Below are 12,901 nucleotides of genomic sequence, written 5' to 3'. Positions count from 1 at the left end.
CTGGTCAAGGATGGCCTGATCCCCGAGGGCGAGATCGAGGACATGAAGGCCGCCTTCCAGGCCCACCTCAACGAGGAGTTCGAGGCCGGCAAGACCTTCAAGCCGAACAAGGCCGACTGGCTCGATGGCCGCTGGTCGCATCTCGACAAGCAGAAAGAGGGCAACTACCAGCGCGGCGAAACCGCCATCAAGCCCGAGACCATGGAAGAGATCGGCAAGGGCCTGACCACGGTCCCCGAGGGCTTCCCGCTGCACAAGACCGTCGGCCGCTTCCTCGACCATCGCAAGAAGATGTTCGAAAGCGGCGCGGGCTTCGACTGGGCGACCGCCGAAAGCCTCGCCTTCGGCTCGCTGCTCACCGAGGGCTACCCGGTGCGCCTGTCCGGTCAGGACAGCACCCGCGGCACCTTCTCGCAGCGCCATTCCGGCCTCGTGAACCAGGACGACGAAGAGCGCTACTACCCGCTCAACAACATCCGCGAGGGCCAGGCCCGCTACGAGGTCATCGACTCGGCGCTTTCGGAATACGCGGTCTGCGGCTTCGAATATGGCTACTCGCTGGCCGAGCCCAACGCGCTGGTGCTCTGGGAAGCGCAGTTCGGCGATTTCGCCAACGGCGCGCAGATCATGTTCGACCAGTTCGTGTCCTCGGGTGAATCCAAGTGGCTGCGCATGTCGGGCCTCGTCTGCCTGCTGCCGCACGGCTTCGAGGGCCAGGGCCCCGAGCACAGCTCGGCCCGCCTCGAGCGCTTCCTGCAGATGTGCGGCCAGGACAACTGGATCGTCGCCAACTGCTCGACCCCGGCCAACTACTTCCACATCCTGCGCCGCCAGCTGCACCGCAGCTACCGCAAGCCGCTGATCATGATGACGCCGAAATCGCTCCTGCGTCACAAGCTGGCGGTCTCGAATGCAAAGGATTTCGTCACCGGCTCGAGCTTCCACCGGGTGCTCTGGGACGATGCCGAGAAGGGCCATTCGGAGACCCAGCTGAAGCCCGATGCCGAGATCAAGCGCGTCGTGATGTGCTCGGGCAAGGTCTATTACGACCTGCTGGAAGAGCGCGACGCCCGTGGCCTCGACGATGTCTACATCCTGCGCATCGAGCAGTTCTATCCCTTCCCGGCGCTCAGCCTGGTGAAGGAGCTGGAACGCTTCAAGGGCGCAGAGATGATCTGGTGTCAGGAAGAGCCCAAGAACCAAGGCGCCTGGACCTTCATCGAGCCCAATATCGAATGGGTGCTGGGGCGTATCGACGCCACCCACAAGCGGCCGGTCTACGTGGGCCGCGCCACCTCGGCTTCGCCCGCCACGGGTCTGGCCAGCCAGCACAAGGCACAACAAGAAGCGCTCGTGAACGAGGCGCTGACCATCGAAGGGAATTGAGACTATGACGACCGAAGTGCGCGTCCCCACGCTCGGGGAATCCGTGACCGAGGCAACGGTGGCCACCTGGTTCAAGAAGCCTGGCGACAGCGTTGACGTGGACGAGATGCTCTGCGAACTGGAAACCGACAAGGTGACCGTCGAGGTCCCCTCGCCGGTGGCCGGTGTGCTCGAGGACATCGTCGCCAACGAGGGCGACACCGTCGGCGTCGATGCCCTTCTCGCCAACATCGCCCCGGCGGGCGAGGCAGGCTCCGCCGAGGTCGAGCCGCGCCCCTCCGCGGCCAAGTCCGAAGCCGCGCCGGCCTCCGGCGATGCCGCCCCGGTCGACGTGATGGTCCCGACCCTGGGCGAGTCGGTCACCGAGGCCACCGTCTCGACCTGGTTCAAGAAGGTCGGTGACAGCGTCGAGCAGGACGAGATGCTCTGCGAACTCGAGACCGACAAGGTCTCCGTCGAAGTGCCCGCCCCGGCCTCCGGCACCCTGACCGAGATCCTCGCCGAGGAAGGCGCCACGGTGGAAGCCGGCGGCAAGCTCGCGGTGATGTCGAGCGGTGCCGGCGCTGCCGCCGCCCCGGCCCCGAGCGCCCCGGCCGCAGCCCCTGCCGCCTCCGGTGGCAAGGACGTCGAGGATGCGCCCTCGGCCAAGAAGGCCATGGCCGAAGCAGGCCTCGACCCGAGCGCCGTCAAGGGCACCGGCAAGGATGGCCGCGTGATGAAGGAAGACGTCTCCGCCGCGATCGCCGCCGCCAAGTCGGCCCCGGCCGCCGCCGCTGCTCCGGCCCAGGCGCAGCGCGCGCCGAGCCCGGCCGAGGACGCCGCCCGCGAAGAGCGCGTCAAGATGACCCGCCTGCGCCAGACCATCGCGCGCCGCCTCAAGGACGCGCAGAACACCGCCGCCATGCTCACCACCTACAACGAGGTGGACATGACCGAGGTGATGGCGCTGCGCAAGCAGTACAAGGACCTGTTCGAGAAGAAGCACGGCGCCCGTCTCGGCTTCATGTCCTTCTTCACCAAGGCCTGCGTGCACGCGCTCAAGGAAGTCCCCGAGGTCAACGCCGAGATCGACGGCAACGAGGTGGTCTACAAGAACTTCGTGCACATGGGCATCGCCGCGGGCACCCCGCAGGGCCTCGTGGTGCCGGTGCTGCGCGATGTCGACAGCAAGTCCTTTGCCGAGATCGAGCTCGAGATCGCCGAGAAGGGCAAGCGCGCCCGTGACGGCAAGCTCTCGATGGCCGAGATGCAGGGCGGCACCTTCACCATCTCCAACGGGGGTGTCTACGGCTCGCTGATGTCCTCGCCGATCCTCAACCCGCCGCAGTCGGGCATCCTCGGCATGCACAAGATCCAGGACCGCCCGATGGTCATCAACGGCGAGATCAAGATCCGCCCGATGATGTACCTCGCGCTCTCCTACGATCACCGCATCGTCGACGGCAAGGGCGCCGTGACCTTCCTCGTCCGCGTCAAGGAAGCGCTCGAGGATCCGCGCCGCCTGCTGATGGATCTCTGATCCCGATCCCCGGGCGGGCCCGTCCCGCCCGGGATCCCCTTTCGGAGAGGCCCGATGCCGCGCAGCGCCCGCGAACAGATCGACCATGCGAAGGCCGGGTTCCGGCATCTCGCCGGCATCCGTCCCCGCGCTAGCTTCAAGACCCCGTCCACGATTTTCTCGACAACGGAGACCTGAGCATGGCCACGCAGCTTCTTCTTCACTTCCCCAGCTTCGACGAGCAGCAGTTCGACAGCGATGCCGAGAACCGCGCCAATGCGGGCCTCACCCTTCTGCAGCGCTGGACCGAGGAGAGCGGCGCCGGCCACTGGCTGCTTTTTTCCGTCAACGATCTGCCCAAGGCCAAGGGCTGGCTCGAGCAAAGCGCCGCGCTCGGCCACGGCCCCGCCGCCTCGCATGTGCTGAGGACCGCATGACGCCAGAGCTCGCCGCCCTCGCCGCAACGGCTTTCATCCATCTCGCCGCGGTGCTCTGGTCGCAGCGCGCGCTCGAGGCGGATATCGGTCGCGACGGCAACACCGGCACCCGCGAGGGGCTCGACGCGCGGCTCTCCGAGCATGCCAAGCGCCTGCGCCGGGCGCTGGCCAACCACACCGAGAATATCGGCCTCTTTATCACCGCCGTGGTGCTGGTCGAGTTCACCGGCAGCAATGGCTGGCTCACCGCCATCGCGGCCTGGGTCTTCGCCGCCGCCCGCGCCCTCTACCTGACCGCCTATGCCTTCGGCTGGGTGCCGTGGCGCTCGGTCATCTTCACCGCCGGCCTGATCGCCTGCTTCGTCATGATCTTCGCGAGCCTCGTCTGACCATGACCCCCGAGCTCACCGCCCTCATCCTCGCCGCGCTGCTGCAGATCGTCCAGATGGCGATCTTCTCGATGCTGGCCCAGCGCCAGGTCGGCCGCAAGTATGCCGCCTCGCCGCGCGACGAGCCGCGCCAGCTCAAGGGCCGCGCCGCACGCGCCCAGCGCGCGATGAACAACCATTTCGAAGGGCTCGTCCTCTTCACCATCGCCGTGGTCGCTGTCACCTATGCCGACAAGACCTCGGCCCTCACCGTGCTCTGCGCGCTGGCCTATCTCGGCGCCCGCCTGCTTTACATCCCCGCCTACCTGCTCGGCTGGACGCCCTGGCGCTCGCTGATCTGGGCGGTGGGGCTCTTCGCAACCGCCGTCATGCTGGTGGCGGCACTCTTCTGATGGGGCTTCTTCTGGCCTGAAATATCCCGGGGTGAATGCGGCGCAGCCGCAGAGGGGCAGCGCCCCTCCCGGCCTAGACGACAACGAAAGGACAAACCACATGGCACAATACGACGTCATCGTCATCGGCGCGGGCCCCGGCGGCTACGTTGCCGCCATCCGCTGCGCCCAGCTCGGCCTCAAGACCGCTTGCGTCGAGGGCCGCGAGACCCTCGGCGGCACCTGACTGAACGTGGGCTGCATCCCCTCCAAGGCGCTGCTGCACGCCAGCCACCAGCTGCACGAGGCCGAGCACAACTTCGCCGCCATGGGCCTCAAGGGCAAGGCGCCCTCGGTCGACTGGAAGCAGATGCTGGCCTACAAGGACGACGTCATCGGCCAGAACACCAAGGGCATCGAATTCCTGTTCAAGAAGAACAAGATCGACTGGCTCAAGGGCTGGGGCTCGATCCCCGAGGCCGGCAAGGTCAAGGTCGGCGACGAGGTCCACGAGGCCAAGAACATCATCATCGCCTCCGGCTCCGAGGCCGCCTCGGTGCCCGGCGCCGAGGTCGAGATCGACGAGAAGGTCGTGGTGACCTCGACCGGCGCGCTCGAACTGCCCAAGGTACCGAAGAAGATGATCGTCATCGGCGCCGGCGTGATCGGCCTCGAAATGGGCTCGGTCTATGCGCGTCTCGGCGCCGAGGTCGAGGTGATCGAGTTCCTCGACGCCATCACCCCCGGCATGGATGCCGAGGTGCAGCGCGCGCTGCAGAAGCTGCTGTCCAAGCAGGGTCTGAAATTCACCCTCGGCGCCGCGGTGTCGAAAGTCGAAACCAAGGGCTCCAAGGCCAAGGTGACCTACAAGCTGCGCAAGGATGACAGCGAGCACAGCGCCGACGCCGACGTGGTGCTCGTGGCCACCGGCCGCAAGCCCTTCACCGACGGGCTCGGCCTCGAGGCGCTCGGCGTCGAGATGACCAAGCGCGGCCAGATCGCCACCAACGGCCACTGGCAGACCTCCGTCAAGGGCATCTACGCCATCGGCGACGCCATCGAGGGCCCGATGCTGGCCCACAAGGCCGAGGACGAGGGCATGGCCTGCGCCGAGGTCATCGCCGGCAAGCATGGGCACGTGAACTACGACGTGATCCCGGGCGTGATCTACACCCATCCCGAGGTCGCCTCGGTGGGCAAGACCGAGGCCCAGCTCAAGGAAGAGGGTCGCGCCTACAAGGTCGGCAAGTTCTCCTTCATGGGCAATGGCCGGGCCAAGGCCGTGTTCGCCGGTGACGGCTTCGTCAAGCTGCTGGCGGACAAGGAAACCGACCGCATCCTCGGCTGCCACATCATCGGCCCGGCGGCCGGCGACCTGATCCACGAGGTCTGCGTGGCGATGGAATATGGTGGCTCCGCCGAGGATCTGGCGCTGACCTGCCACGCTCACCCGACCTTCTCGGAAGCGGTGCGCGAGGCGGCTCTGGCCTGCGGCGACGGCGCCATCCACGCCTGATCCGGCGTTCCCGCTCGAAACAGAGAGGCCCCCGCAGCGCGCTGCGGGGGCCTTTTTTCGTCGGGGCCCTCAGGGGCGGCTGCCTGACAGGCTTAGCTGTCGCGGCCCGGCACGAAGACCTCGGCCTCGCCGCCGCCGGTCGGCCCGCCCTCCGGCGGGGCCATGCCCTCGGGCGGGGTGCCGCCCGGAGGCGGCCCGCCGGCCGGGTTCCCCATGGCGCCCTCGGTGCTTTCCGCCTGCGGGTCGATCCCCACCACCAGCGCCGCGTCATAGCGCGCCTTCTGCTCGCGGATGGCGGCAAAGGCGCCCTCGCCCGCCTGCTGCGCGATGCCGTCATTGCCGTTGGTGGTATCGCGATCTGCCGAGCGGTCGTTATAAGGCGGCACTGCGAGATAGAGATACTGGCTCAGCGCATCGGGGAAGAAGATCTGGCTGGTCAGCACCGTGGTGTCGTCGAGAAACACCTTGTAGTGCATGTGGGTCGTCCGGCCCCGGTACCAGCCGGGATAGATCGTGTCGAAGCTCACCAGCCCGCTGTCGTCGGTGGTCTGGGTGCCGCGCAGGAAGGTCTCGTCGCTGGTGTCGTTGGTGCCCTCGCTGCCCTGCGTGGCATAGCCCGAGTAATTGCCCTGCGCGTCGCAATGCCAGAGATCGACCCGCGCGTTGGGCACCGGCTGGCAATCCGCCGTCACCACCTGCATCTGCAGCCGCAGCGGCACGCCCTCGCGATCCTCGGTGATGTCGGCGCGCAGGAGGCGCTCGTCGAGGTAGTACGGCCCCTCGGTGACCTCTGGCATCACCATGCAGACATTCGGCGTCAGCAGCCCCGCCGCACTGGCCTGCGCCTGCGCCGTGCTCGGAAACACGCCGATCCCGGTCGCCACGACCGGAGAGGCGGCAAAACCGGCAAGCAGGGCGCGGCGGGTGGGGCGGGGGGTATCGGCGGACATGGAAACTCCTGAATTATGAAACTCAGAAGTTAAACGTGGCTGCCCCCCGGGTCCGTTCCCCGGTTCCGAAAATAATTTGCGCACTCACCAAAGTGTGTTGCGCGCCCGCTCGGGATAGTCCCGCTCCCACGCGCCGGCCTCGATCTCGCCGCTGGTCATCTCGGCGAGGATCTCGCCGAGGCTCGGCGTCGCGTCGCTGTCGTCGCGCTTCCAGAGCCCCGAGCGCAGAAGCGCCTTCGGGCATTGCGCATAGACCTCCGCGATCTCGATCACCGCCACCGTCGCCGGCAGCATCGACTTGCGGCGGAAACGCTCGCGCAGGGCCTCGTCATCGGTGAGCCACGCGGTGCCGTTCACCCGCACCACGACGTTGTCGCCGGGCACCATGAACATCAGCGAGATGCGCCCGTCGGCGAGGATGTTGCGCAGGCTGTCGAGCCGGTTGTTGCCGCGCCAGTCGGGCAGCGCCAGCGTGCCGGGGTCAAGCTCCAGAACCACCGGGCCGTCATCGCCGCGCGGGGTGCCGTCGGTGCCTTTGGGGCCGACGGTGGAGACCACGCAGAACCGCGCCGCCTCGATCCAGCGCCGGTAGGCCGGGGTCAGCCGCTGCGCCACCTTGCGCAGCGCCGGGACGGACGGCGCCCCGTAGAGCGCCTCGAGTTCTGCGATGTCTTCAAGTCTGCGCATCTGGGGTTACCTCGTGATGCAAGGCCTCGCTGGCGGTCTCGACCTCCTCCTCGAGCCGGGCCAGGAAAGCGTGTTTCGACAGGCCGGGTTCGATCACCGGCAGGAATTCCACAACGGCGGTGCCGGGCTTGCGGTAGATGCCCTTGCGCGGCCAGAACAGGCCCACATTGGTGGCCGCCGGCACGCAGGGCTGACCAGTCTGCTGGTAGAGCAGCGCCGCGCCGACCTTGTAAGGTGCCTTGACGCCCGGGGCGACGCGGGTGCCCTGCGGATAGATGATCAGCTGCCCGGGCTCGATCGCGCCGCGGTCCACATCCTTGAGCATCTTGGTGATCGCCGCGCCGCGCTTGCCGCGATTCACCGGAACGCAGCCGATGCGCAGGGCGTATTGCCCCAGCACCGGCGCCCAGAGCAGTTCGCGCTTCATGATGAACTTGCCCGCCGGCACGGCACCGAAGATCAGGATGATGTCGAGGAAGCTCTGGTGCTTGGCGGCGACGATCACCTCGCCTTGCGGTGGCGTGCCGCGCACCTCGGTCTTCAGCCCGACCATCCAGGCGGCGGTCCAGCGCACCCAGCGACACCAGGTCAGGCAGGCGGCGCGGGCCCCGTTGCGCGACAGCATCGCCCACGGGAAGAACAGGATGCCGATCACCGCCATCCCGCCATAGATCGCCACCAGGAACACCAGCGAGCGCAGCCATTGCAGCGCGTAAGCCATCAGCTCAATCCTCCAAGAACACGGCGCGCGGCCACAGCGGTTGCGGCGAAGGCCACCGCGGCGGCAAGCAGCGGCACCAGCACCGGAATGCCCCAGTGCCAGCCGCGGAAGCTCAGCCCGGTCAGGAAGCCCGCCGTCTCGCCACCGCTCGGCAGCAGCGCCACGGCAGCAACCCCCAGCACGGTGCCGGCAGCGGCGCCGGTCAGCGCCCGCAGGGTGAAGCGGCGCACGAAGGCGCGCGCGATATAGGCATCGGTGGCACCCACAAGGCGCAGCACCGCGATGACCTGCGCATTGGCCGAGAGCGCCGCGTTGGCGGCCAGCGTCACCATCGCGCCCACCGCCGCCGCGATGAGCAGCCCCGAGATCCAGCCCAGCATCTTCAGCCGCGCCGCCGCCGCCACCAGCGGCTTGCGCCAGCGCGCGTGATCGTCGAGCACGGCGCCCGGCACCTCGGCCTGCAGCCGCAGGCGCAGGCCGGCGGCGTCGTAGCCGTCCGGCGTTTCGGTCACCTCGATGAGCTGCGGCACCGGCAGTTCCGCCACCGAAAGGTCGGGGCCGAACCACGGCTCGAGCAGCGCCTGCTGCTCGGCCTCGCTCAGCGCCCGCGCCGAGGCCACGCCCGGGGTCTGCTGCAACAGGCGCAACGCCGCTTCGGTCTGTGTCGCCACCTGCCCGGCGGGGGCCGAGATCCGCACCGTCGAGGCCCGCGCCAGCTCCTCGCCCCAGCTTGTCGCCAGACGCCCCGCCGCCAGCGACAACGCCAGCGCAAAGACCGCGAGGAAGGCCATGGCGCCCGAGACGAAAAGCGTCAGCCGGGCGGTGAAGCCGGTGGGCGGCACAACGCGGTCGGCGGCCTTGTCGCCGCGGCCGAGCGCGCTGAGCGTGTGCAGGGAAATCCTCACAGATCCGCCCCCGCCGATTGCAGCTTGCGATTGACGATGCGCAGCACCCGCGCCTGCACCTGGCTCTTGGCGGCGCGGATGAGCTGCAGGTCGTGGGTGGCGATCAGCACGGTGACCCCCATCCGGTTGAGCTCGATCAGCAGCCGCAGCAGGCGCTGCGACATCTCCCAGTCGACGTTGCCTGTGGGTTCGTCGGCAAGCACCACCTCGGGCGACATGATCACCGCGCGGGCCAGCGCCGCGCGCTGACGCTCGCCGCCCGACAGCTCCGGCGGCAGCGCGCTGGCGCGCGAGGTCAGCCCGACCCAGCCCAGCAGCTCCTGCAGGTTCTGGTCCTGCGCCGGGATCGGCTCGCCGGCGACGGTCAATGGCAGCCCGACATTCTCGGCCACGGTCAGATGATCGAGGAACTGGCAATCCTGATGCACCACGCCGATGCGGCGGCGGCTCATGGCGATGGCATCGCGGTCCATCTCGCGCACATCGGTGCCGAAGAGGCGCGCCTGCCCGGCGGTCGGGCGCAGGGCACCGTAGCAGAGCTTGAGCAGCGTCGTCTTGCCGGTGCCCGACGGGCCGGTCAGGAAGTGGAAGGACCCGGGCGCAAGCTGCAGCGACAGCTCGGACAGGAGCTCTCCGCCGCCATAGCTGTAGGCCACATTGTCGAGCTCGATCACGCTTGTCTCACCATCCGGAAATCAGCCCCTGTTGTGCATGAGCCGCGGCGCAGATGCAATCCGCAGGTGTTTGGGAAAAGAGGCTTTCGCGGCCTCTGGCGGTAACTTATTGTGATCCAACAAGGACCAGCAGACCCTTGGCAGCATATGGGGACCAGATGCGGCTGATATGCCCGAATTGCGGCGCACAATACGAAGTACCCACGAACGTCATCCCCGAGGGCGGGCGCGATGTGCAATGCTCGAATTGCGGTCACACCTGGTTCCAGGCCCATCCCGACGACGACCCTGAGCTCGCGCAGGAACTTGGCCGCGCGCTGCCCGACGAGGACTGGCAGCCCGAGCTGGAGCCCGAAGAGGCCCCCGCTGCGGCTGCCGAGCCTGAGCCAGAGGACGATTTCGAGGCGGAGTTCGAAGAGCCCGATGAGGTCGATGAGGAGCTTGACGCAGAGCCGGAACCCGAGCCCGAGCCGGCCCCGCAACGCCCTGCCCGCCCGCGGCGCGAGCTCGACCCCTCGGTCGCCGAAGTGCTGCGCGAAGAAGCCGAGCGCGAGGCCCGCCGCCGCGCCGCCGAGGGTGGAACCATCGAAAGCCAGCCCGAGCTGGGCCTGACCGCCCCGGCCGAGGACGAGGCCGCCCGCCGCTCGCGGGAGGCGCGAGAGCGCATGGCGCGGATGCGCGGCGAGGAGGAGGACGAAGACGAGACCTTCGCCTTCGTCGACGAACCGACCGCCGCTCCCGAGCCGGAGCCGGCCCCTCCCCCGGCCCCGGCGCCCGATGTCGTGGCGGCGGCCGCGGCCGCCAGCTCGCGGCGCGAGCTTCTGCCGGATATCGAAGAGATCAACCAGACGCTGCGCGCCTCCTCCGAGCGCCGCAGCATGGAGACGCCGCAGGGCCGCGCTGCCGTCGAGGAAGAAGACGAGGCCGAGAGCCGCGGCTTCAGCCGGGGCTTCCGGCTGGTGATCGCGCTCGCCATCGTCGCGGTGGCGCTTTACCTGCTCGCGCCGACGATCGCCGAGATGTTCCCCGGATCGACGCCGCTTCTGGATGCCTATGTCGGCCAGATCGACACCGCCCGGCTCTGGCTCGACGACCAGGTCGGGGCGCTGATGCAGCAATTCGGCGGCGAATAACCGTCGCGCCCACAGACTGCGCGATTGCCAGGGCGGGCGGCGGGCCGGCGAACCGCCCCGCTTCAGCGCGTTGCCTCAGCCCCGGCCCTTCCACGGCACCAGCGCCTTCTCGGCCAGCCGCATCAGGATATCGATGCCGAAACCGATGACGCCGATCAGGATGATCCCCATGATCACGATGTCGGTGAGCTGGAACTTCGAGGCCACCATGATCATCATGCCCGCCCCCTTCTCGGCGGCGACGAGCTCGGCGGCCACCACGGTGCCCCAGCACACGCCCATCGCCACCCGCGCGCCGGTGAAGATCTCGGGTAGAGAGTTCGGCACGATGACATGGCGCATGATCTGCGCCTTGGACGCGCCCAGCGAATAGGCCGCGTGGACCTTGGAGATCTTCACGCCCGAGACCCCCGAGCGCGCCGCGATGGCCATGATCCAGAGCGCCGCGAGGAACAGCAGGATGATCTTGCCGACCTCGCCGATACCGGCCCAGATGATCACCAGCGGGATCAGCGCCAGCGGCGGCACCGGGCGCATGAACTCGACGATCGGATCGAACCAGCCGCGGAACCAGTCGCTGAGGCCCATGGCATAGCCCAGCGGGATGCCGATCAGCGCGCCGAAGAAGAAGCCCGCGATGACCCGGAACAGCGACCAGCCGAGATGCTCCCAGAGCGTGCTGTCGCGGTAGCCGTCGCGGGCGATGTCGCGCAGCCGCGCCAGAACCGCCTCGGGCGGCGGCAGCCAGATCGGCTCCATCTGCCAGCCCTTGCGGGGCTCGAAATTCAAGGTGCCCTTGGGCGACATGCCGACGCGGCCGAACTCGGTGATGACCTCGCCGCCCGGCACAATGGGCTCGCCATTGACCGCCACCACCGTGTGGCCCGCGTCGCGGCCATACTCGTCGTTGCGATCGACCCGGATCAGCCCAGAGCGCCACGCCCCCACGGTCTCGCTGTCATCCTTGGCCCAGCCCTCGCCGGGGTCGACCTCGGGCGCCTCGACCTCCTCGCCCACCGGAAAGACCCGGACGGTCACGGTGGCATCGTCAGGCGCCACGCCCTCGGCCTCGGCGGTGTAGGTGAAGCTCGCGTCGCCCACGAAGGGGCCCGGCGCGTGCAGGAAGCCCGGCACCCAGTTCGAGCCGGTGAAGGCGCCCCAGAGCAGGAAGATGGTCAGCACCGAGATCACGCTGGCGATGCGGTTCGGGCGCACCGCGCTCTCGTCGCCGAAGGTGACGGTCTTGCGGGCGGTGAAATCGCGCGTGGTCTTGTGCACCAGAAGCTTCACGAGGAAGAACGAAGCCACGAAGATCGCGACATAGATCAGCAGGACGATCATTGCGTCTCCTCCGTGCGGCCCATGATTTCCTCTTCCATGTCCCAGATCATGCCGAGGATCTCTTCGCGGGTGCGACCGAACTCGGGGTGTTTCTTGACCGTGCGCAGATCCTCGCCCACGCCAAGATCGGCGAAGGGCAGACGGTATTCCTTGTGGATGCGGCCCGGGCGCGGCGCCATGACCAGCAGCCGCTCGCCCAGAAGCAGCGCCTCCTCGACCGAGTGCGTGATCAGGATGATGGTCTTGCCGGTCTCCTTCCAGAGCTTCAGCACGAGGCTCTGCATCTTCTCGCGGGTCAGCGCGTCGAGCGCGCCGAGCGGCTCGTCCATCAGGATCACGTCGGGATCGTTGGCCAGGCAGCGGGCCAGTGCCACGCGCTGCTGCATGCCGCCCGAAAGCTCGTAGACCGCCTTTTCCTTGAAGTCCTTGAGGCCCACCACCTCGAGCAGGTGATCGACGGTGCCGGCCCAGTCACGCTCGCGCTTGCCGGCCATGCGCGGGCCGAAGGCGACGTTCTCGCGCACGTTCATCCACTCGAAGAGCGCGCCCTGCTGGAACACCATGCCGCGCTCGGCGGCGGGGCCGGTGACGCTGTGGCCGTTGAGCCGGATCTGGCCCTCGGTGGGGGCGAGAAAGCCCGCCACGATGTTGAGAAGCGTGGTCTTGCCGCAGCCCGAGGGGCCGAGCACCGAGAGCAGCTCGCCCTCGGCCAGATGCAGCGACACGTCCTTCAGCGCCTGTACCGAGCTGCCATTGGGCAGGTCGAAGCGCATGGACAGGTTCTCGATTTCTAATCCGCTCATGGCCCCCGCCTGCCGGTGCGTTGCCGGCGCAAGGGGCCCTGCATCGCCCCCTGCCAAAGTCATCAGGAAGTGTCGGGCGCGTAGCGGCAT

Annotated in this window: 12 protein-coding genes and 2 pseudogenes; 7 read left to right on the top strand and 7 right to left on the bottom strand. The window is 68.2% G+C overall.

The genetic code is table 11. The annotated features are described in order from the left end of the window. From sucA to lpdA, 6 genes and pseudogenes are all read left to right on the top strand, one after another. Positions 1 to 1,386 (top strand): annotated as a pseudogene (gene sucA, locus AC6RA4_RS16875) (2-oxoglutarate dehydrogenase E1 component); the annotation flags it as partial. A gap of 4 nt (positions 1,387 to 1,390) precedes the next feature. Further along, on the top strand, positions 1,391 to 2,905 hold the full coding sequence (gene odhB, locus AC6RA4_RS16870; protein ID WP_500162323.1) for a 2-oxoglutarate dehydrogenase complex dihydrolipoyllysine-residue succinyltransferase: 1,515 nt from the start codon (positions 1,391 to 1,393) through the stop codon (positions 2,903 to 2,905). Between the two features lie 179 nt (positions 2,906 to 3,084). Further along, complete coding sequence (locus AC6RA4_RS16865; RefSeq protein WP_500162322.1) at positions 3,085 to 3,321, top strand: hypothetical protein; 237 nt, start codon at positions 3,085 to 3,087, stop codon at positions 3,319 to 3,321. Continuing rightward, positions 3,318 to 3,710 (top strand): MAPEG family protein, encoded by a 393-nt coding sequence (locus AC6RA4_RS16860; protein WP_500162320.1) that lies wholly within the window; start codon positions 3,318 to 3,320, stop codon positions 3,708 to 3,710. Before AC6RA4_RS16865 ends, AC6RA4_RS16860 begins: the two co-directional genes overlap by 4 nt. Before the next feature lie 2 nt (positions 3,711 to 3,712). Next, a complete protein-coding gene (locus AC6RA4_RS16855) occupies positions 3,713 to 4,102 on the top strand; it encodes an MAPEG family protein (protein WP_500162319.1) in 390 nt (129 codons plus the stop codon). Between the two features lie 100 nt (positions 4,103 to 4,202). Continuing rightward, positions 4,203 to 5,597, top strand: a pseudogene (gene lpdA / locus AC6RA4_RS16850) (dihydrolipoyl dehydrogenase). 92 nt (positions 5,598 to 5,689) lie between these two features. Here the strand turns inward: lpdA and AC6RA4_RS16845 are convergent. The 5 genes from AC6RA4_RS16845 to AC6RA4_RS16825 form a co-directional block, all read right to left on the bottom strand. Next, positions 5,690 to 6,547, bottom strand: coding sequence for an intradiol ring-cleavage dioxygenase (locus AC6RA4_RS16845; protein ID WP_500162317.1), 858 nt, complete (start codon positions 6,545 to 6,547; stop codon positions 5,690 to 5,692). Between the two features lie 84 nt (positions 6,548 to 6,631). Then, entirely contained in the window at positions 6,632 to 7,234 is a 603-nt protein-coding gene (locus AC6RA4_RS16840) for a pyridoxamine 5'-phosphate oxidase family protein (RefSeq protein ID WP_500162315.1), read from the bottom strand. After that, positions 7,221 to 7,955 (bottom strand): lysophospholipid acyltransferase family protein, encoded by a 735-nt coding sequence (locus tag AC6RA4_RS16835; protein WP_500162314.1) that lies wholly within the window; start codon positions 7,953 to 7,955, stop codon positions 7,221 to 7,223. Before AC6RA4_RS16835 ends, AC6RA4_RS16840 begins: the two co-directional genes overlap by 14 nt. Further along, positions 7,955 to 8,860: a cell division protein FtsX gene (locus tag AC6RA4_RS16830; protein ID WP_500162312.1), complete on the bottom strand. Its 906-nt coding sequence runs from the start codon at positions 8,858 to 8,860 to the stop codon at positions 7,955 to 7,957. Before AC6RA4_RS16830 ends, AC6RA4_RS16835 begins: the two co-directional genes overlap by 1 nt. Then, a complete protein-coding gene (locus tag AC6RA4_RS16825; protein ID WP_500162310.1) occupies positions 8,857 to 9,534 on the bottom strand; it encodes a cell division ATP-binding protein FtsE in 678 nt (225 codons plus the stop codon). Before AC6RA4_RS16825 ends, AC6RA4_RS16830 begins: the two co-directional genes overlap by 4 nt. 158 nt (positions 9,535 to 9,692) lie before the next feature. On the opposite strand from AC6RA4_RS16825, the gene AC6RA4_RS16820 reads away from it, so the two are divergent. Next, a complete protein-coding gene (locus AC6RA4_RS16820) occupies positions 9,693 to 10,667 on the top strand; it encodes a zinc-ribbon domain-containing protein (protein WP_500162308.1) in 975 nt (324 codons plus the stop codon). A 75-nt stretch (positions 10,668 to 10,742) separates the two neighbouring features. On the opposite strand, the gene AC6RA4_RS16815 is transcribed toward AC6RA4_RS16820, so the two are convergent. Continuing rightward, positions 10,743 to 12,008, bottom strand: a complete 1,266-nt coding sequence (locus tag AC6RA4_RS16815; protein ID WP_500162306.1) for an ABC transporter permease — start codon at positions 12,006 to 12,008, stop codon at positions 10,743 to 10,745. Continuing rightward, on the bottom strand, positions 12,005 to 12,811 hold the full coding sequence (locus tag AC6RA4_RS16810; protein WP_500162305.1) for a taurine ABC transporter ATP-binding protein: 807 nt from the start codon (positions 12,809 to 12,811) through the stop codon (positions 12,005 to 12,007). The genes AC6RA4_RS16815 and AC6RA4_RS16810 overlap by 4 nt, the downstream gene beginning before the upstream one ends. Positions 12,812 to 12,901 lie beyond the last annotated feature (90 nt).

It is taken from the genome of Salipiger sp., from assembly GCF_059781815.1.
This window is presented reverse-complemented; position numbering and strand designations above follow the sequence as displayed.